This window comes from Flavobacterium flavipigmentatum (assembly GCF_020911905.1).
Taxonomy (GTDB): Bacteria; Bacteroidota; Bacteroidia; order Flavobacteriales; family Flavobacteriaceae; genus Flavobacterium; species Flavobacterium flavipigmentatum.
The window spans coordinates 3,206,565-3,227,312 of the sequence record NZ_CP087133.1 but is presented as its reverse complement, the minus strand read 5'-3'; the positions used below and the strand labels follow the sequence as shown (position 1 = coordinate 3,227,312).

Annotated in this window: 22 protein-coding genes; 11 read left to right on the top strand and 11 right to left on the bottom strand. The window is 33.6% G+C overall.

Annotated elements, in window-relative coordinates:
* Nucleotides 1–4: 4 nt before the first annotated feature.
* The 8 genes from LNP22_RS13875 to LNP22_RS13840 all read right to left on the bottom strand — a co-directional run bounded on the left by LNP22_RS13875 (nt 5) and on the right by LNP22_RS13840 (nt 5,132).
* On the bottom strand, nt 5–526 hold the full coding sequence (locus tag LNP22_RS13875) for a hypothetical protein (protein ID WP_091290622.1): 522 nt from the start codon (nt 524–526) through the stop codon (nt 5–7).
* A 158-nt stretch (nt 527–684) separates the two neighbouring features.
* Nucleotides 685–1,230 carry a hypothetical protein gene (locus LNP22_RS13870; protein ID WP_229973982.1) on the bottom strand — a complete coding sequence of 182 codons (546 nt, stop codon included), beginning with the start codon at nt 1,228–1,230 and terminating at the stop codon, nt 685–687.
* Nucleotides 1,223–1,399 carry a hypothetical protein gene (locus tag LNP22_RS13865; protein ID WP_177178038.1) on the bottom strand — a complete coding sequence of 59 codons (177 nt, stop codon included), beginning with the start codon at nt 1,397–1,399 and terminating at the stop codon, nt 1,223–1,225. The genes LNP22_RS13870 and LNP22_RS13865 overlap by 8 nt, the downstream gene beginning before the upstream one ends.
* Before the next feature lie 104 nt (nt 1,400–1,503).
* A complete protein-coding gene (locus LNP22_RS13860) occupies nt 1,504–1,902 on the bottom strand; it encodes a hypothetical protein (protein WP_229973981.1) in 399 nt (132 codons plus the stop codon).
* Between the two features lie 111 nt (nt 1,903–2,013).
* Nucleotides 2,014–2,520: a hypothetical protein gene (locus LNP22_RS13855; RefSeq protein ID WP_229973980.1), complete on the bottom strand. Its 507-nt coding sequence runs from the start codon at nt 2,518–2,520 to the stop codon at nt 2,014–2,016.
* Between the two features lie 3 nt (nt 2,521–2,523).
* Nucleotides 2,524–3,243, bottom strand: a complete 720-nt coding sequence (locus LNP22_RS13850; protein WP_091290613.1) for a hypothetical protein — start codon at nt 3,241–3,243, stop codon at nt 2,524–2,526.
* Between the two features lie 284 nt (nt 3,244–3,527).
* A complete protein-coding gene (locus LNP22_RS13845; protein WP_229973979.1) occupies nt 3,528–4,721 on the bottom strand; it encodes a hypothetical protein in 1,194 nt (397 codons plus the stop codon).
* An 84-nt stretch (nt 4,722–4,805) separates the two neighbouring features.
* Complete coding sequence (locus LNP22_RS13840; protein WP_229973978.1) at nt 4,806–5,132, bottom strand: hypothetical protein; 327 nt, start codon at nt 5,130–5,132, stop codon at nt 4,806–4,808.
* Between the two features lie 612 nt (nt 5,133–5,744).
* Here LNP22_RS13840 and LNP22_RS13835 point away from each other — a divergent pair.
* The 5 genes from LNP22_RS13835 to LNP22_RS13815 all read left to right on the top strand — a co-directional run bounded on the left by LNP22_RS13835 (nt 5,745) and on the right by LNP22_RS13815 (nt 10,042).
* Complete coding sequence (locus LNP22_RS13835) at nt 5,745–7,658, top strand: DUF294 nucleotidyltransferase-like domain-containing protein (RefSeq protein ID WP_229973977.1); 1,914 nt, start codon at nt 5,745–5,747, stop codon at nt 7,656–7,658.
* 2 nt (nt 7,659–7,660) lie between these two features.
* Complete coding sequence (locus tag LNP22_RS13830) at nt 7,661–8,257, top strand: 3'-5' exonuclease (RefSeq protein WP_229973976.1); 597 nt, start codon at nt 7,661–7,663, stop codon at nt 8,255–8,257.
* A 115-nt stretch (nt 8,258–8,372) separates the two neighbouring features.
* Nucleotides 8,373–8,513 carry an SsrA-binding protein gene (locus tag LNP22_RS13825; protein ID WP_210665194.1) on the top strand — a complete coding sequence of 47 codons (141 nt, stop codon included), beginning with the start codon at nt 8,373–8,375 and terminating at the stop codon, nt 8,511–8,513.
* 75 nt (nt 8,514–8,588) lie between these two features.
* On the top strand, nt 8,589–9,188 hold the full coding sequence (locus LNP22_RS13820; protein ID WP_229973975.1) for a peptidylprolyl isomerase: 600 nt from the start codon (nt 8,589–8,591) through the stop codon (nt 9,186–9,188).
* Nucleotides 9,189–9,196: 8 nt separating this feature from the next.
* Complete coding sequence (locus LNP22_RS13815) at nt 9,197–10,042, top strand: EamA family transporter (RefSeq protein ID WP_210665196.1); 846 nt, start codon at nt 9,197–9,199, stop codon at nt 10,040–10,042.
* A 90-nt stretch (nt 10,043–10,132) separates the two neighbouring features.
* On the opposite strand, the gene LNP22_RS13810 is transcribed toward LNP22_RS13815, so the two are convergent.
* Nucleotides 10,133–10,687: a fasciclin domain-containing protein gene (locus LNP22_RS13810; protein ID WP_210665197.1), complete on the bottom strand. Its 555-nt coding sequence runs from the start codon at nt 10,685–10,687 to the stop codon at nt 10,133–10,135.
* A 209-nt stretch (nt 10,688–10,896) separates the two neighbouring features.
* On the opposite strand from LNP22_RS13810, the gene LNP22_RS13805 reads away from it, so the two are divergent.
* Entirely contained in the window at nt 10,897–11,421 is a 525-nt protein-coding gene (locus LNP22_RS13805) for an ExbD/TolR family protein (RefSeq protein ID WP_229973974.1), read from the top strand.
* 360 nt (nt 11,422–11,781) lie between these two features.
* Here LNP22_RS13805 and rpsA read toward each other — a convergent pair whose 3' ends face one another.
* Nucleotides 11,782–13,560, bottom strand: a complete 1,779-nt coding sequence (gene rpsA, locus LNP22_RS13800) for a 30S ribosomal protein S1 (protein WP_229973973.1) — start codon at nt 13,558–13,560, stop codon at nt 11,782–11,784.
* Between the two features lie 362 nt (nt 13,561–13,922).
* Here rpsA and LNP22_RS13795 point away from each other — a divergent pair, with 362 nt between their 5' ends.
* The 5 genes from LNP22_RS13795 (at nt 13,923) to arsB (ending at nt 17,179) form a co-directional block, all read left to right on the top strand.
* The gene (locus tag LNP22_RS13795) at nt 13,923–14,432 is read left to right on the top strand and encodes a hypothetical protein (RefSeq protein ID WP_229973972.1); all 510 of its coding nucleotides are present in this window, start codon (nt 13,923–13,925) and stop codon (nt 14,430–14,432) included.
* A gap of 145 nt (nt 14,433–14,577) precedes the next feature.
* Nucleotides 14,578–14,904, top strand: coding sequence for an ArsR/SmtB family transcription factor (locus tag LNP22_RS13790; protein WP_210665201.1), 327 nt, complete (start codon nt 14,578–14,580; stop codon nt 14,902–14,904).
* A 60-nt stretch (nt 14,905–14,964) separates the two neighbouring features.
* A complete protein-coding gene (locus tag LNP22_RS13785) occupies nt 14,965–15,438 on the top strand; it encodes a DUF6428 family protein (protein WP_229973971.1) in 474 nt (157 codons plus the stop codon).
* Nucleotides 15,439–15,489: 51 nt separating this feature from the next.
* The gene (locus LNP22_RS13780; protein WP_229973970.1) at nt 15,490–16,119 is read left to right on the top strand and encodes a low molecular weight phosphatase family protein; all 630 of its coding nucleotides are present in this window, start codon (nt 15,490–15,492) and stop codon (nt 16,117–16,119) included.
* Nucleotide 16,120: 1 nt separating this feature from the next.
* On the top strand, nt 16,121–17,179 hold the full coding sequence (gene arsB, locus LNP22_RS13775; RefSeq protein WP_229973969.1) for an ACR3 family arsenite efflux transporter: 1,059 nt from the start codon (nt 16,121–16,123) through the stop codon (nt 17,177–17,179).
* A 220-nt stretch (nt 17,180–17,399) separates the two neighbouring features.
* Here arsB and LNP22_RS13770 read toward each other — a convergent pair whose 3' ends face one another.
* Nucleotides 17,400–20,585, bottom strand: a complete 3,186-nt coding sequence (locus LNP22_RS13770) for a cytochrome c biogenesis protein CcsA (protein ID WP_229973968.1) — start codon at nt 20,583–20,585, stop codon at nt 17,400–17,402.
* Nucleotides 20,586–20,748: the final 163 nt, after the last annotated feature.

Below are 20,748 nucleotides of genomic sequence, written 5' to 3'. Positions count from 1 at the left end.
CGTTTTAATTGAATAAAGGAGCTTTTTTCAAGTCCGAGGTTGATAAATATTTTTTCAAATCAGCCTTTAAATCACGTCTTGTGATAACATAATAACAGCCAATTACTAATGGTACGGTCGTAGCTTGTTTAACTTTAAGTAACTCGTTAACTGTTTGATCTTCATTTTCGAAATTTGAAAACGGCTCAGTTATCCAAGTATACCAAGGTGCATCTTTTGTTTGCTTATTTGTTCCTAACCATACAGCTAAAGACTCCGCTATGTTGTGAACTTCTTTACGAGGTGTAATTTTGTTCAATTCAATTTCTTTAGTCATTGGATTTGAAACCGCAATTTTCAAATCTTTTTCTGCATCTTCCAAAGCTTTTTCCTCAGCATCTTGCGTAAATTTAGCATACCATTTTTTTAATAATGGATAACACACAATGATACCAACAACCAAAAGCCAGTACTTTTGAAGAAAATCAAAGAGCCAAACTGTGTTGGCTTGGCTCTTCGTTCTGTTTACTATCTCTCTTTGAGCCATAATTATTTTTTCTTAAATAATTTATAAGCTAAGAACCCTGCTAAAGCAACTAATACAACATTTGAAATAGTTTTATTGCTTGCGTAAAAAAGTTTGATTTTATCTAACATCTTGTTTAAATTTTTGAATTAATAATTTTTATCGTTTTGGACGTTTGTTTAGACTGTAACGCTGTAAACAGTATAAAAAAAAAGCAGTACGGGAATAATCAAATAATTAAATTTGAATCTCTTTTTAGCCGTTACGGTTACACCTGAAAGATTATAGTCTCCCATAATGTCAATAGCATCCTGAATGTCAGAATCGTAAATTAAATTATGATCAGGTGAGCATTCATGCTTAATAATTGCCCTTGCAATCACTAAATAAAATCTTGCATCTACAATTTTGATTGTTTGATCAGGGTCTAAGCCTACAGCTTTTGAAATAACTTCAATGTATTTTTGAGTATCATTTTCAGATGGTGGAGCATATTCAGTTATTAATTTTCTAACTGTATTTTTTCCCTTGTCAATGTCATTAGTCAAATCACGTAACATTGCACGAATACCAAATTTTACTTCTGTAAACTGTTCAAAATGCTTATCAGTATTTTGGCTATTTGGAATTTTCCCCTGCCAAGCAATGTTTGTTAAAACCAAGTTGCCCGGATTATTATTTCGAATCCCTCGAGTTAATTCCTTTCGACCTAAAAAACTACTCATTTTCTTCTGTAGTTAATGGTTTAACAGGCGTTTGAGGTTCATCTTTTCCAAAATCAAGTTTACTTAATTCATCAGACACAACCTGAATACCTTTCAAAATAGCAGTTACAACTGCCCCATATTTCACGATAATACCAATTATCGAAACAATTCCTTTCAAATTTTTCATGACTTATTTTGTTTTTAATTCTTTTCTTTTCTCTAAATACTCTTTGAGTAAATCAACTCCCTCATGTAAGATCAGAGGGAGGAATTTTAATATGAACTTAAACATTAGTTCGAGCGTAAAAATGTACCTGCATAACCTCCGTTTTTCGCACGTGGGTTAATTACAAATGCCATGCTGTCAATTACAACCTTACCGCCATTTTTCTGCATTGTACCCCAGTGGAATGATTGAACACCCGTTTTAGTGTTTGTAAAAGTGCATGCTACAGAGCCAAACCAACCTTTATCTGAAAGATTTGATTTTGTAGTAGTTACACATTTAATTGCTATCAATTCCCCTTTTGATAATCTCCAACCAGTTGTAAGATGTTGTTCAACGCCCTGATTTGGACCTGAAACAGGGGTATACGTAGTGTACTTTGCACCTGAATGCTTTACTTTTTGTTGATTATTATTGTTATAATTCTGATTATTAGAATTATAATTCTTTTTATTATTTGCCATTACTTTATAATGTGTTTAATTAATAGTACGATTTCAGCCATTTTTTTTAAAATTATTACTGCCGAATCTATCAGAAATACTATTAGATAGATTCGATAGTAATTTTTAGGCTTATCGTTTTTTAACAACTCTTTTGCCTGTGTTATTGCGGTCACGTCTTACAAACCAAATCAATGCTATAAGACCGACGAAAGCACCAACAACGATTTTCCAATTTCTTTCAAACCACACTTTAATAGTTGAACTAACCACAGTAGCACCAACCTGACCACTTCCCTGAACAAAACCTGCACTTAAACCATCGTTAATTCCAGTTGCAACAGCTTTACCGAAAATATTAGCACCTGCACCAGCGACAGCACCAGCCGTATTTGCAGTAGTTTGCTTTAAAGCTTCTGTTTGTGCATTCCAATAATCCGCTTCGGCTTGTTTTCCTTGTGCTTCTGCTTCTTTAGCAAGCTTTTTGGCTTCTACAGCATCAGTAACTTTTCCAATTACTGTTTGAGCAATTCCACCAACGCCTGGAACAAAACCAACGGCAGTAGTCGCAACTTTTACCAAGTTTTTGAACGAGACATTTTTCTTAATGGATTGACCAATTTTTTTAAAGAATCCCATATTTTACACAGTTTTTAAACATCTTACGACGAAGTTAATAATTGAGCCTTGTGACTTATTGATCTCAATACCAACAACAGCCACCAAAGGCAAGGTTAATCTATCCGTTAAACCTTGAACAACTTTTCCGTCAGCAAGAACTGCTTGGATTGGGTCAATGTCACGGCTTAAAGTTTGCAATTCGAAAGGAAGATATTTAACTACCTGACCATTTGCATATTGATACGATAAATCGCTTACAGAATCGTCGACAGTCATTACAGCCAAATCAAATCCCTGAACATCAATTTTTTTGTTAAACTCCTCAGAAGCAACAGATTTTTGTTCAAAGAAGAATAAATTGTTTGTTTGCTGTGGCTCTTCTATACCGTGCAAATCGTAGCGTTTACCTGCAATTAAATCTTCAAGAGTAATTTTAATACTCTCTTTATCTGCAAGATAAATTGAACCTTCGTCTGCCAATTCACATAATGCGATCAAAGCATTATCTTCATCCGACTGTGTATTTTCAGTTCCGTAGGTACTTGCTAAAATGAAATCTTTAAGCAAAACTTTATTTGCTAAAATGACATTCGAACCATTTCCACGTTCAATGTAAATACTAATTTTCTCAGTTGTTAAGCCTGATAAAGGCAAATCACTTGAAAGAATCAAAGCACCGATTGCTTTTGTCACTTGTAATTCTGGCGATTTTGTAACGCCTGTAATAGTTGCAATTTTCATTTGTTATAAATTTTATTTGTTTAATTTCTTTCACAAAGGTTATTGCAACTATTATTTGACGTTTTCTAATTCTTCCTATTTCTTTCTATTTTTTTCTAATTTTTACCATTTTAAGAAAGAATTTTGTACTCAATTAAATCCGAAATCATTAAGTATTTCCTTTTTAGTGCAAGGCTATCCAAAATGATTTGATACTCTTTTCTTGCCGTAGGATAGCTAACTTCAAGAATGTGCATTAATTGAGTTTTAGTAACTTTTTGGCTTGTATTTTGTGTTTTCATGGCTTATAAAAATAAAAGTTGATGTTCGTGGAATAATTCAGAATCAAAATCATTTACTAATTTTTCCTTTGTTCTAAATTCATGCAGATAAAAATGTAATTTGTTTTGAAACCATATTAAAAGTTGATTTTCAGTAGTCATGTCCATATCTTGAAGTAAAAGATTTAGAGCAACGATATAGGATATATCTTGATTGTTAGCGTAATATTCTCTAAAAAGAGATTTTGCAAGACGCTTTTTAATGGTGGTTGAAGAAAGAACAACTTTCTTTAAGCGTTTAATTATAGGATTGAATTTTGTAATTTGGGATTGTAAAAAATCAAAATCAAATAGAGTAATAAGCTTTTCTTTATTGATTTGGCTTTTACCCGTATTCTCACGAAGTTCAAAAAAACCTTTATTTGCAATTTTCAATAACTCATAAAGATTTGCTTTATCAAAAACACCCCAAGTCATTGTTTGACTGATATTTACATCAGCTTTAGAATGTTCATTTAGACCTCTGAAAAACGAGGAATTTAACTGATATTCAAAACGCCAAACATTGTCATTTTTTAAACCATTATTCGCATAATATTCATTTATATATGGCTTTTCAGTTAATTGCAATGACAGCGTTTTGTTATAGCATCGTATTATTTTGTCAGATGTTCTTTTGCCGATTTGAAAGCCGTTAAGAATTGATTTTCCTTTGTATGTTTCAAAATAGCTTTGTAAATTTTTCGGACGCCCTGAAATAAGGTAGTTACCTGCAACAACATTACTATATAAATTACGGTAAGAATTGTTGATATCAGACTTATCAAGGCATACATCCAGTCTATTAACTGACTTAAATAAATAGTTCGTTTCATCGCAAAAAGCGTTTATGATACCTCTTAAGGCATCGTTAGACAATGTATAAAATAGGTTGTTTTCAAATTGCAGTTGTGCAAATTGTTCGCTCATAATTACTGAACGAGGTTTTGCGGTATAAATACCAATTTTTAAATCTTCATAATATAAGTCAGCCCTTAACTCAAATATTTTAGTTCCGTATTCGTAAGGTTTCAAACGAAATTTCGACTGTTCAGGAAATTCTCCAAACGGTTGACCCTCAAGATTAATAATTAAGTAGTCAATATTTACAAGAGTAGGTTTTAAATTGTTTTTTTTAAATTTAGTCTGGGCTTGATGCCTTTCTTTATATGAAATCATAGTTTTTTAGTAGGTTTGAGTGAGTTAGTTGCCGTTATACCCTACGGCAACTATTAAAAAAATCGAAAGGGGAGTAGCAAAAAATTAATTTTCTAAATTTTGCCAAAGCGAATAATGATTTTTAGGCAAATCATTAATTGTAAATTCCTTTTTCGAAACAGCTTCAGTTATTTTCTTTTCAATTTCAAAAAATTTGCTTTTGTAATTGGAAATCTGAGAATTAAAAAAAACATTTATCTGCTGACCAATTTTTGTAATTTCTCTGATCGTAAAATCATGCTGATATTTAAGACCAATTAAATCGACAGTTTCTACAGGATTCTTTGAATACTCGTTTAAATCATGATTTAAACCAGCTAATTCCATGAGTAAATTTTCTCGTTTTTGGATTAAAAGTATAATTGTAGACATATATTAAGGTGTTAAAAGATTATGTTTAAGAAGTTTTGAAATGAGTGTTTTCTGAGAATTGCAGTAAAAAATAAATTCGTGAACACAAAAAGATTGAGTTACTATAAAGCAATCCGTACAAACTCGAATTGTAATTCCTATATTTGAACCACGGATTCTTAGAAATAATGTTTTAAACTTTAAATGAGAGGTTTTGCAAAATGGACGCATTTTTTTCAAAAATGTTTTTGCATTGAAATTTGTGTGACGCATCTTGTTTAATTCTACAAGTAATAGAGTGTAATTCTCTAAAGAAGATCGTTTTAAGGCCATGTGGTAATTGTTAATTAGTTATACCACAAATGAACTATAATTTATATTATGTAAAATAGGAAATTCTGGAAATTACCTATCATACTTTCATTTTACCTAATTATCATTCAATTCTTAAAATTCAAAAAAACAAATTGATCAATTACTCCATTAAAGCCTTTAAAAAAAACTATTTACAAATTATAAATAACTTAAAATTAGCATTTTATTAAAATAAATATATTCTGTTTAAGATGCTTTCATTGTAAGGTTTTATTTTATTATTTTTACATTCGATACTTTAAAAAAAATATCAAACGTATGAATACTATTGCTGAGCATATTGCAGATTTTTTAAAAGAATACCCGCCATTTGACAATCTAACTTTTCAAGAATTATCTGAAATTGCTTCTAATATTCATGTACTGAATTTAGAAAAAAATGCTATTTTGTTCCAGATTAATGACGTATTGCACGATAGTTTTTACGTTGTTGCCAGCGGAACGATCAATCTGAGCACCATTGCTGATGCAGAGGAAACCATTCTAAATAAATGCCATGAAGGTGACGTTTTTGGACTTCGCCCGTTTTTTGCCAAGAACAATTATATGATGACGGCAAAAGCACGGGAAGAAAGTATCATTTACGCCATTCCGATAGCTGTTTTTAGACCTTTTGTCGCCAATAATTCTAATGTACTGAATTTTCTGTTAGAAAGTTTCGCTGTAAACTCGCGTCATACAAAAGACACTGTATCGGGCAGCAAACAAATTTCAGACACGGGTTTCTATGTAGACCAACAGACTGAAATGCAATACATTCAGTCACTTTCATACAACAATTCGCCTCTTACAGCTGATCAAAATAGTATTGTAAAAGATGTGGCGCAATTGATGACAAATGCGATGGTCGACAATGTTGTCGTTACCGAAAAAAAGCATCCAATTGGTATTGTTACAGAAGCCGATTTATCGTCAAAAATTGCAACAGGCCGCTATCCTATTACCGAAACTATCGATAAAATCATGTCGTCTCCAGTGGTTACCGTTATTGAAAATGTTTCTTTGGCCGAAGCACAATTATTGATGTTAAAACACAATGTTTCGCACTTGTGCGTTACCAAAGATGGCACGAGTAAATCTGTTGTAAAAGGAATTATTTCTGAACACGATTTAATTGTTGCGCAAGCCAGTAATCCCGGGGTTTTGATCAAAGAAATCAAACGTGCACAACTGGCAAAAGATTTAAAACAAATACGCGATCGTTTGTCTGATTTGATTCAAAATTCAATTCAAAAAAATGTACCGCTATCTCATATCACAAACATTGCCGGAGAGATTAATTTGGCCATCATCAGGCGTGCTGTAGAGCTGTCTATTTTAGATTTGGGCTCCCCTCCTGCTCGTTTTGCATGGTTAAGCACTGGTAGTCAAGGACGTAAAGAACAATTATTGCTTACCGATCAGGATAGTATTTTGATTTTTGAAGATGTGGCTCCAGAAAAATACCGTGATGTAAAAGATTATTTTTTAAGATTGGCCAAAAGAACTTCTTCTATCCTAGAAAAAGTAGGTTACAGTTATTGCCCTAACGGACACATGGGAAGCAATATGTTGTGGTGTAAATCATTGACAGACTGGACAAAACAATACAATAGTTGGATGAATACTCCAGGTGAAAACAGTAATGATTTGAGCAGTATTTTCTTTGATTATGAAATTGTTTTTGGTGAACCTAAAATTGAGGAAGCACTGGAAAATGTTATTTTCAAAAATGCGACCAATAACACTCTTTTCTTTGATTTCTTAGGAAATGATGCATTACGAAAAAATTCGCCTTTGAGTTTCTTCAAAAAGTTAGTTTTGGAGGAAGAAGGACCGCATAAAGGAAAATTTGATATAAAAACAAGAGCCTTGATGCCGTTGATTGATTCTGCACGTCTCTTAATTTTGAGTTCAAACATCAAAGGAATTAAAAATACTTATTTAAGATTCAAGCAATTGGCAATAACCGATTCTAAAAATGCTGAAATTTATTTGAGCTGTGCCGAAGCTTTTTTGACCTTATCTAAATTTAGAACGATCGAAGGATTAAAAAATGATGATTCTGGTGAATATGTTAATATCAAGGAGTTTTCTAAAATTGACAGAGAGAAATTAAAAAATGCTTTGCAGCCTATGAAAGATCTTGAGGAGCTTATTAAGAGCAAATTTCAACTTACACAATTTTCATAAACATGTTAGACTGGCTTAAAAATATAAATAAAGAACATCCGGAATTCTGGAAAAACTACTTAACAAAATTCGATTCAAAACCGAATAGATTTGTTGTACTTTCTACTGAAACTTCTGGGTTAAACCCGGATAAGGATGTGATTTTGTCAGTGGGCGCTTTTGCTATTGTAGAGGATGCCATTATAATCAAAGATAGCTTTGAGAGCGTTTTACTTCAATATCAATTCCTGCAAGACCATCAGCTCTCGAATGATTTTATTATTGACAGCAAAATAAAAAAACTTACTGAACCAGAAGCGATTGAGTCATTAATTGACTTCATTGGCAATGCTGTATTGGTCGGACATCATATCAATTTTAATATAGAAATGCTCAACGAGGCGCTGGAACGACTTGATTGCGGCAGACTTAGAAACGAAGCACTAGATGTAGAGATGATGTACAGAAAGCACAAGGATATCACCGATAAGGAATTTACGCTGGATGATTTATGTGAAATTTATAAAATCCCAAAAAGCGACAGACCTTCTACTTCTGAAAATGCCTATAGAATTGCACTTTTATTCTTAAAATTAAAATCAAGATTGGGAATTAAATAAAATATTAAGATATTCTATGTTAAATCTAAAACCGAAAGACTTTGTATCAACACAAGGTCTTTTTTTATATCTTTGAAAAAATCTACGCAAAAATCTATGCAAAAATCTACCTACTATGTATAAAATTCTAGCCCGACTCAACAAAATTCTATTGCCTAGTTTTACCAAAAAAGGTTTAGATATTTCGAAAGCAAAAAAATGGCAAATGGCGATCATTGGTTATCGTGCTTATGTTACAAAACGTGCTTTGGGATAAACAATTTTATTATCACGCAAGATTGATAACGCATTCTTTTTTGTCAGGTATTTTGTTGCTTTTATTTTTTTTAATATGAAATTTTTTTTCGCGATAACTTTTTCACTGATTTGTTTATCTGTTTTAGGACAAGGTATTAAAGAGCAATTAAAGTCAATAAATACGATTGATCAGGCCAATGAATTTATTGAAAGCCATTCAGAACTTCAAAGTGAAATCTGGAAAGTTAATCCCGAAATTGAAACGAATTTAGCGTATAAAATTTTTGACAAGAAGAAACCAGGTGATGTTTTCTCGGATCAAAATGGTCTTTATAAAGTTATTAATTCGAAAAAAACCAATGCCTTCAGGGTAAGTTATATTTTTTTGGATGGAAATAAAATTTCGATACAATCGATAAATGATTTGCGAAATACTATTTTGAAAAAATACAAAAACGGAATTTCTTTTACTGATCTGGCCAATGAATACAACATGGATAGCAATAAAAACGGTGATTTAGGCTGGTTTGCAGAAGGCATGATGGTAAAAGAATTTGAAGCAGCCATAAAAAATCACCACCAAAATGATATTTTTACTGTTGATCTGAACCAGCAAAAATGGTATTATGTTATCTATAAAACATTCACTGACAGAAAAGTAGATGAATTGACTATTTTAAAAATTAGAAGCTAAATTTGAACATGAAAAATAAAGAATTTAATATTCCTCCTGTACCAGCAGTTCTTTTAGCTATTATTAGTGTTCAAAGTGGCGCAGCAATTGCCAAAACTCTTTTTCCTGCAATTGGAGCGGCGGGCACGGCATCTATTCGAATCGGAATTTCGGCTCTAATTTTATTGTTGGCGTATCGACCGAATTTATTTCAAATTACACCCAAACAATGGCGAATAGTCATTCCGTACGGACTGTCTTTGGGAGCCATGAACTTGATTTTTTATCTCGCTATAGAAAGAATTCCAATTGGGCTCGCCGTTACACTTGAATTTATCGGGCCTTTGTTAGTTGCTATAATTGGTTCTAAACGCTTAGTTGATTATTGTTGGGTAGTACTGGCTGCAGCAGGAATCGCCTTGATTGCTCCGTGGACCAATACCCGAATTGATTCTTTGGGTGTTTTATTTGCGCTTGTTGCGGGAGCGCTTTGGGCTGCCTATATTGTTTTGGGAGGGAAAATTTCCAAAATAATGAATGGTGGTCAGGCCGTTTCTACAGGAATGCTTTTTGCTGCAATTCTTATTCTTCCTTTTGGTTTTTACGAGAACGGATTTGCGAATCTCACTCCAAAATTCTTTGGTATGGGTGTGGCACTTGCGCTTTTATCAAGTGCTATTCCATTTACATTAGAAATGAAAGCTTTAGGCCAACTTCCTCCACGTACTTTTAGTATTTTAATGAGTTTAGAACCGGCAGCAGCAGCCATTTGCGCCTTTATATTTTTACAAGAAAATTTAACTTTTTACGAAATTTTGGCAGTAATTTGTGTTGTAATAGCTTCTGCCGGATCAACTTTGACGGCCAAGAAATAAATTTACAAAATTCTGAATACTTAAAAATTCCAAACTCCAACTTTTTAAAAATTGGAATTTGGAATTTAGGTTTTAAATTTTAAAAGGGTATTACATTTTTGGCAATAATACTGTATCAACTACATGAATCACACCATTTGATTGGTTAACATCTGCAATTGTTACTTTAGATTTGTTTCCACCTTCATCTGTGATGTATAAATCTTTTCCTTGCATCCAGGCAGTCAAAGTACCACCACTAACTGTTGTAAAAGTTGCTTTTCCGTTACCGGCTTTTATTGCTTTTGCAATATCAGAGGCATTCATTTTTCCTGCAACAACATGATAGGTTAACACCGTTTGTAATGTTTTAAGATTTTCAGGTTTCAATAATGTATCTACTGTTCCTGCAGGCAATTTATCAAACGCGGCATTTGTTGGGGCAAAAACGGTGAATGGTCCTTTACTTTGTAATGTTTCTACTAATCCAGCAGCTTTTACAGCGGCTACCAATGTAGTGTGATCTTTTGAGTTAACTGCGTTTTCTACAATATTTTTATTTGGATACATGGCTGCTCCACCAACCATTACTGTTTTTTGAGCAAATGATGTAAATCCAAATCCTAATGCTAATACTGCTACGGCTAAAAAATTTCTAGTTTTCATAATTAATGTTTTAAGTTATAAGCTCATTTACGGCGTAAGATTCGTTTTGGTTTTATAAAAAAATTAAAAAAGAGATCCCTTTATTAAAACATCTTAAAAAAACACTGTAAAACAAGGCTTTACTGATTAAAATTATTTTTAAAAAATTTTCGATTCCGTGCCTTTTTGGTATTCTTTTTTTCGATAACTTTAATAAAAATTAGCTCAATATGCAAAATCTACCAAAAAAAGTAAGAAGTAAAAAGTTAAATACACGAGTTGATTTGACTGCGATGGTGAGTGTTTCTTTTTTATTGATCATCTTTTTTATGGTGACAATTGAATTGGCAAAACCAAAGGGTATTGATTTAAGTTTACCTGATAATGGTTGGACTTGTGGTCCAATAGGTTGTATTGACGGAAATAGACTTTACACAATTTTGCTTGATGAAAATGATAAAATAGTAACCTATTCGGGATTATTATCATATCCTAATGACTTTCCAAAACAAGTTAAATTTGGAAAAGAAGGTATTAGAAAAGAAGTTTACTTAAAAAAGAAACAGATTGTTGAATACATGACAGGAATGGGAAAACCTAATAGTGGTGTCATAATAATCATAAAACCAAGTAAAAAATGCAACTTTAAAAATTTGGTTGACATTTTGGATGAAATGGCAATTGCAAAAATTGAGACCTACGCAATTATAAATGATTTTACTCCTGAAGAATCAAAATTATTGGCTTTGAAATAAAATATCGCAGAGATTCTTCGTCTTTCTCAAAATGGTAAGATTCTGAAAAAATGAATTTTTACTGAAAACCACTGCCCTAGCCCTGATAGAAGGGAAAATCCTTTTGTACCGCTCCTTTAGCGGGGCAAAAGATTGGAATGATAGCAGGAATAGCTTCTGAAAATTCTAATAATACAATTCAAAATTCTATCAAAATTTGACGGATTGCTGTGCGCTTCTATAGAAAATACTTAAAAGGTTCTTGATTACAAACTTGTAACCTGAAACAAAGAAAACTTAAAACAAACAAAAACCTAAAATAAAAAGCGTAAAAAAAATCCCACATCACTGTGGGACTTTCTATTTACAAAAATCTAAGAATTATTTTTTCTCAGTTTTTTCCATTTTAGCTTTCAATGCAGCCAATACATCATTGTTATCTCCTAAAGTTGCAGCTGGTGCATTTGTAGAAGAGTTAGATGAAGTATTTTCAGTTGCAGCTTTCACATTTTTCTCTTCTTCTTCACGGAAGATAGCTGTGTGAGAAGCAACTACTCTTTTGAATTCTTTGTTGAATTCGATTACTTTGAAATCAGCAGTATCACCTTTTTTCAATTTCTTTCCGTCTTCTTTTTCAAGGTGACGAGTAGGAATGAAAGCAACGATATCATCTCCGAATTCTACAGTAGCTCCTTTGTCAACGATTTCAGAAATTTCACCATTGTGGATAGTTCCTACAGCGAAAGAATCTTCGTATTGATCCCAAGGATTAGCAGTAGTTTGTTTGTGACCTAAAGATAATTTACGTCCGTCAACATCTAATTCTAATACAACTACATCCAATTTCTCACCAACATTTACAAATTCAGATGGGTGTTTGATTTTCTTAGTCCAAGATAAGTCAGAGATGTAAATTAATCCATCAATTCCTTCTTCTAATTCTACGAAAATACCAAAGTTTGTAAAGTTTCTAACGATACCTGTATGTTTAGAACCTACTGGGTATTTAGAAGTAATATCAGTCCATGGATCTTGAGTCAATTGTTTGATACCTAATGACATTTTACGGTCATCTCTATCTAAAGTTAAGATAACAGCTTCAACAACATCTCCAACTTTTACGAAATCTTGTGCAGAACGTAAATGTGTAGACCATGACATTTCAGAAACGTGGATCAAACCTTCAACACCTTCAGCAACTTCGATAAATGCACCGTAATCAGCGATTACAACTACTTTACCTTTTACTTTATCACCAATAGTTAAATTAGCATCTAAAGCATCCCATGGGTGAGCGTTTAATTGTTTCAATCCTAATTGAATTCTTGTTTTCTCATCATCGAAATCAAGGATTACAACGTTTAATTTTTGGTCTAATTCAAGAACTTCACTTGGGTGGTTAATACGGCTCCAAGAAAGGTCTGTAATGTGAATCAATCCATCAACACCACCTAAGTCAATAAACACACCATAAGAAGTAATGTTTTTAACAACACCTTCTAATACTTGTCCTTTTTGTAATTGACCGATGATTTCTTTTTTCTGTACTTCGATATCCGCTTCAATAAGCGCTTTATGAGATACAACAACGTTTTTGAATTCGTGGTTAATTTTTACCACTTTGAATTCCATCATTTTGTTTACATATACATCGTAGTCTCTAATTGGCTTAACGTCAATTTGAGATCCTGGTAAGAAAGCTTCAATTCCAAAAACATCAACGATCATACCACCTTTAGTTCTGCATTTTACAAAACCATTAACGATTTCTCCTGTTTCGTTTGCAGAAATAACTCTATCCCAAGATTTAATAGTACGTGCTTTTCTGTGAGATAATACCAATTGACCTGTTTTGTCCTCACGGATGTCAATTAATACTTCTACTTTGTCACCTACTTTTAAAGCTGGGTTGTAACGGAATTCGTTTAAAGAAATAACACCTTCAGATTTAGCATTGATATCAACGATAACGTCTCTATCTGTAATTCTAACAACAACTCCTTCAACTACTTCTTCTTGATCTGTAGCTATAAAAGTTTTTGATACTAAGTCTTCAAACTCTTGTAAGTTTTTCTCATCCACTGCATCAATACCTTCTTCGAAATTGTGCCAGTTAAAATTTGCTAAAAACTCTTCTTGTGATTTTAATTGTTCAGACATGCTGATAAAAAATTTGTATTCTGTTTTCCTCGAGTTTCATAAAGCAGTAGAAAAAACAGAAGTTGTTTTACATAAATAGTTGATTCCTAATGGAAACTCTTCTTTGCCAAAAGGATTGCAAAATTAGTACATTTATTTGTACCTGCAAAATAAATAACCGATGATTATCAGTCAATTGCTCAGAAGCACCACTTTTATCGCTTTTCAAGACCAAAAGTCCCGCTTTCGCCCCTATCTTTTATGGCAAACACTGCCATAAAAGGATATTGGGCTCTATCGGGGCTAGATTAGAGGTGAAGGACTTTTTAGAACTCTCCAAAAAACTAAATTTCAAATTAGAAATCTTTACTTATTTTTGTTTAATGACTCTTGACCAAATAAAGCAAAAAATAGCAACACTCCATCAAAACGGACAAGTGATAAACGCCACATATTGGCTTTTAAAAAAATACAATCTCAAAAACACAAACCTAAAAGCCTTCCAATTCAGAGAAAAAGCCAAACCCGACTTTATCCTCATGACCACCGAAGGCGACTTCGGGAAACCACAAATCATCCGAATTCCAGAAAACACCTTCGAATTTCCCTTAGAATTAATGCTAATTTTAATCGTGCACGAAATGGTACATGTCAATCAAAAAACCATAAAACCCTATGTTTTAGACAAAAATGAACGGGAATGGCAGGCCTATTACGAAATGAATTTTAATATTTTATTTCCGCAAGTTCCCGAAATCTCGACTTTTCATAAAAAGTTTTTCGCTCAAAAAGGCCTGGAATATTACCAACGCATGGGCGAAGGTTCTGAGCTGCAGCAAAAATATGCAAAACAAAAACAACAAGTCGAAGATTTGATCGCATCTTTGCAATAACCCTTTTTCTCTTTACAGGCTAGGATGAGAACTCTAAAATATTAGTTTTCAAAGACATTAATAATAGATTAAACAAAATAAAAGTGATTTTTCTTTTTTCAACAGAATGTTTATCGTAATATTGCAATATAAATATAAACAAAAAATGGGAGCTACCAAAACAGATCACTTTACAGACAGGCAAAACCAAATTGCAATTATCGCAAAAGCATTGGGACATCCCGCCAGGATTGCCATAATCGACTATTTGCTCAAAGTAAATTCGTGTATTTGTGGCGATATCGTAAACGAATTACCACTAGCACAGCCTACCATTTCGCAACACTTAAAAGAGCTAAAAAATGCAGGGTTGATAAAAGGTAGTATCGAAGGAAACTCAATTTGCTATTGTATTGATGAAAAAACTTTTGATATCCTAAAAGACTATTTTTCAAAAATCATCACAACAGTTACCAATCAAAAATGTTGCTAAAGAGCATTTTTTTGCTTTTTAGTATCGCAATATTGCAATAAACAATCAATATAAAATATTATGAAACTATCAGAAATTAAAAAAACATTAGAAACAGTTGAAACTGTAAATTTTCAGTTACCAAACGGAAACTTCGTTCCGGAACATTTTCACGTCACTGAAGTCGGCCTGATCACCAAAAGCTTTATTGATTGTGGCGGAACCGTACGCAAAGAAACCGTTGTCAACTTTCAGCTTTGGGACGCCAATGATTTTGATCACCGCTTAAAACCCAATAAATTACTTAACATTATTGAACTTTCGGAAAAAGTTTTAGGAATTGAAGATTTTGAAATTGAAGTAGAATATCAGGACACGACAATTGGCAAATATGATTTAGGCTTTAATGGCAAGGATTTTATGCTTTTAAACAAACAAACGGCTTGTCTGGCGCAAGACCAATGCGGAATCCCTTCTGAAAAGCCAAAACTAAAACTCACACAATTAAATGCTGATAGCTCAAATTCCTGCACTCCCGGCGGAGGTTGCTGCTAATATTTGACTTATCGAAGACCAATAAACCTACGTATTAACAATTTATATAACATGTCAAGTCAAAACCAATTATTCCCGGAAATTCAAACTATAGTTCAATCTTTTAATTTTGAAGGAATAAGCCCGGAACGTAAAAACATTCTGCAACCGCTGGCAGATTTTATTCAGCAAAAAGTAGATACACAAAGCGAAATCAGGCTAAATTTAATTTGCACACACAATTCCAGACGCAGCCATTTGTCTCAGGTTTGGGCGCAAACAGCGGCTTATTTTTACGGCATTTCAAACGTATTTTGCTATTCTGGCGGAACAGAAGCTACTGCCCTATTCCCAAAAGTGGTTGAAACTTTGGAGAAATCAGGCTTTAAAATTCAGAAACTATCTCAAGAAAACAATCCTGTTTACGCAATAAAATTTGCAGAGAATCAAGCACCTGTAATCGGTTTTTCTAAAACCTATGATGCTGATTTTAACCCCGAAAATGGTTTTGCAGCGATCATGACCTGCTCGCAAGCAGATGGCGGATGCCCTTTTATTGCGGGTGCCGAAAAACGTATTCCCATTACTTTTGAAGATCCAAAAGCATTTGATGGTACGCCACAACAAGCCGCTAAATATGAGGAAAGAAGTCTTCAGATTGCAAACGAAATGTTTTATGTTTTTTCTCTAATAAAAAAGTAATATGGCTATCAATCATTGTACTCCCGCAGTCGCGAGAAAAAAACTGGGTTTTTTAGACCGATTTTTAACCCTTTGGATTTTCTTAGCCATGCTTATTGGCGTTGCGATTGGTTATTTTATTCCGTCAAGCGGAAATTTTATCAATGCTTTTTCAAGCGGAACTACTAATATTCCGCTCGCAATTGGACTCATTCTGATGATGTACCCGCCCCTAGCAAAGGTAAAATACGAAAAGATGGGAGACGTTTTTAAGAACACAAAAGTATTAGGCGCTTCTTTGTTTTTGAACTGGATTGTAGGCCCCATTTTGATGTTTATTTTGGCGCTTTTATTTTTAGAAGGATATCCTGAATATAGGATTGGTTTGATCCTGATAGGACTAGCGCGTTGTATTGCTATGGTCGTAGTTTGGAATGATCTTGCAGATGGAAACAGGGAATATGCGGCTGGTTTAATCGCTTTAAACAGTATTTTTCAGGTCTTGCTTTACAGCGTTTATGCGTACATTTTTATCACCGTTTTGCCTCCTTATTTTGGTTACACCGGATTTAATGTTACCATTAGCATCGGGCAAATTGCAGAAAGTGTTGGTATTTATTTAGGAATTCCGTTTGCGCTGGGTATCATCAGTCGATATGCTTTGATAAAATGGAAAGGTGAAACCTGGTTTCAAGACAAATATGTACCGTTTATTTCTCCTATTACATTAATTTCGCTATTATTTACAATTGTAGTGATGTTTAGCCTAAAAGGTGAATTGATCGTTAAGATTCCGATGGATGTTATTCGGATTGCGATTCCGTTATTGATTTATTTTGTACTGATGTTCATCGCTAGTTTTTTTATCGGAAAGTATTTTGGTGCAGATTATTCTAAAAGTACTGCGATTGCTTTTACCGCTACCGGAAATAATTTTGAGCTCGCCATTGCCGTTGCTATTGGTGTCTTTGGCATTAACAGCGGGCAAGCTTTTACAGGCGTAATTGGCCCTTTGGTCGAAGTTCCTGCTTTGATTGCTTTGGTAAATGTGGCTTTTTGGTTTAGGAAAAAGTTTTTTTAAGGTACTAAGCTGCTTCGTGACTGAGATGCTGAGTTTTTTTGAAATGTTTCTAATGAAAACAACTGCCCTAGCCCTGATGGGAGGGAAAATCCTTTTGCTTTTTTCTTTAAAAAGCAAAAGATTTGGAAGGACAGCAGGAATAGCTTCTTATTAAAATTTAAATAAAAAAAAGGTTCAAATTGAACCTTTTTTTGTGAATTAATATAACGTATTTACTGTTCTATTTTTTATAATATTTACGATAAGCAGGATATGTGACTGCAGCAATAAGAGCAATTGCGCCCATAGAATACCAAATCCAGCTAAGAGAATGCGCTTCTCCGCTTGCATACGAGTGCAACCCAACCAAGTGAAAATTGACTCCGTAGTAGGTAAACAAAATTGATATAAACGCAAACATACTCATCACATTAAAAAACCAAGCACTACGAAGCGACGGCACAAAACGCGCATGAATTACAAAGGCGTAAACCATAATCGAAATCAATGCCCAGGTTTCTTTCGGGTCCCATCCCCAGTAGCGTCCCCAACTTTCGTTGGCCCATTGACCTCCTAAAAAGTTACCAATTGTAAGCATAATTAGACCAATTGTCAAAGCCATTTCGTTGATGTAGGTAATTTCTTTGATGTTCAGGCTCATTTTTTCTTTATTCTTTTCGTTGGTGAAGAAAATCAATATCAACGCCACAAAACCAAGAATCATTCCAAGTGCTGTCGGTCCGTAACTCGCTACGATTACCGCTACGTGTATCATCAACCAATACGAATTAAGTACTGGCTGTAAATTTGATATTTCCGGATCAATCCAATTTAAATTTGAAGACATAAAAATCATTGCCGTAACAAAAGCTGCTGAAGCTACAGTAAGTTTTGATTTTCGGTCAAAAGCTAATCCAAAGAACATCGTAGACCATGCAACGTATACAATGGCCTCGTATGCATTACTCCAAGGTGCATGGCCAGAAATATACCAACGCGCGATTAAAGCTAGTGTATGAACTCCAAATATTAATCCGATTAAAATATGAAAACCATTTACTGTAACGCGTAAAAACTTTTTATCGAAAAAAGTACTAAAAAGTGTAAAAATCAGCATAAATATGCCGGTAAGCAAATACCAATAAACCATTTTTGGTAAAATATTGTATTTGTTAGAGGCTATTTCAAGATCGATTTTTCTTTCGCTCGGACGAACTTTACTTCCAAATTTTTTCTGAAAACCATTGATACTTTCTACTAACTGATCTGCAGTTTTAAAATCTTTGGTAATAGCACCATTATTCAAAGCACTAAAATACAACGGAATAATTTGTTTGGTATAAGTAGCATCCATACCTTTTAAACCTGCATGTTCCAGCTCTAAATACGAAATCCATTTGTTGTTTGGGTCATTCGGAATTGGGAATATTTTTAAGATACTTCCGCTCAAAGCAGATTCCATTAAGTTGACTCTTTTATCTGTTTCGATAAAATCTTTCTCAAACTGATTTGGATTTGCCGCTTTGTAAGCAGCATCTAAATAGGGAGATAATTTATAATTTCCGTTAGCGTCAAAAAACTTGACAAAAGGAGCTTTTTTCGCCTCTTTCTCCACCCCGATAATTTTTCTGATACTATCATTTCCAGCTCTTAAATGAATAATAGGAACCTGTATCCAAACTTGAGCATATTGCGTCATGGACAAAAATACCTGATCAGAATTCATTCCGCTATAAGTATCATTCTGACTTACTTTTCGAAGTAATTCTGATGAAAAAGTATTGATTGGCTTCATTCTACCTCCCGCATCCTGAATAATCAAGCGACCAAATTTTGCAGCATGTGCCTCGGGTGCTTTGTAAATATTCAATAACGAATCGATTTGCTTTTCGCTTGGTGGCGCTGTCACGTGATTGGCGTGATCATTTGGGTCTTCATTATTTTGATGTTTGTGTACATGAGGCGCCTGTGCAAAACCTCCAAAACTTAGCATTAGAACCAAAATAGTAATGAGTTTCTCTTTTTTCTTTTTTACTACGTCTAATTTGCGTTTTAGATCTGCAAAACGAGAATTTTTGGTAAACATAATGGCCATCATACCAAAGTATAGCATAAAATAGCCTAAATACGTTATAGAAGTTCCCCAAAAATCATGGTTAACAGACAATACTGTTCCTTTTTCATCTGGATCAAATGAAGATTGAAAAAAACGGAATCCTTTGTAGTCTAAAACATGATTCATATAAATAGCAGCATCAAAAGTAGTGGCAGAATCCTGAACGGTTACTTTACTTTCAAAAGCAGAATAACTTTTTTCTGTTCCTGGATATTTGGTAGCAATAAAATCGTTTAGTTTTATTTTGAAAGGCAAAACATAAGCTTTACTTCCGTAGAATAGAGTATAATCGATATTGCCAATTTTTACCGATTTTGGTTCCCCTAACCTGCCTTTTGACCCCATAAGTGTAATTTCTTTTTCCTGACCTTCTGCTTTTACTTTTACCACCAAAACATCGTTATGCGCTTTTGCTTTAAAATCATTATTTGATTCGTAGGCAATAGTTCCTCTCACCGCAGGATCTGGAAATACAATGCGGATATCGCCAATACTGTACAACGAACGCATCATCAAAGGCTGAATATTTTCTTTGGTTACTGTTCCTTGCAATTTGTCGGCCATTCGCATAAAAGTACCTTCAAATGGTGTCTGAATTGTATATTTTTCTCCCGTAGTATTAATGTTTATAGCGCCTGCCGTTGGTTTATTCAAAGCAAATAAAACATTATGAATATTCTGAACTTCTCCTTCTTTCAAGAAATGCTCTTCACGCCCGCCTTCACCTGCTTCTACTAATTTTAGATATAAAGTTCCTTTTGCATCGGGTTTTACCATTTCTTTGGCCCCCAGAATATAATTAGAATAAGTCACTTCAAAAGGAGTTTGGTCAAACTTACCTGAAACCGTAAAATCGTTGTTGGTTACTGGAGATAATAAAAGACTTTTTTCGAAAACTCTGCGCTTCATTTCGCCTTTGTATTCGCCATCAGCAAAAATCGTTAGATACGTTTTTTCAGAAAGAATCTGATTTTCGGCAGCGCCTTCTCGAATGGGCATTACACCTTCATAACTAATGTATCGCGTAACAAAAGCCCCTAAAAGAATAAAAATAAAAGCAATATGCAACAATAACGTCGCCCATTTTTCTTTTTTAAGTAATTGATAACGTTTAATATTTCCTAAGAAATTAATCATAAAAAAGACCATTATTGCTTCAAACCACCAAGAATTGTAAACTAAAATTCGGGCAGTATCTGTATTGTACTTGCTTTCTATAAAAGTTCCGACACCCATCGCGATTGCAAATACTAAAAAAAGAGTGGCCATTAAACGTGTAGAAAACAAAAAAGAGAATATTTTTTTATCCATTTTTAACGAATTACATTGTATAAAAGTGCCACAAAAGTACTCAAAATTGTTGAGTTCTAATATTTGGCATTTGTTAATTAAAACCAAAAAAAACTGTCATTTTGATCAAATTTACCTCAATCATAAGTTTAGGTTTACAAAACAACTGAACACAATATTTTTC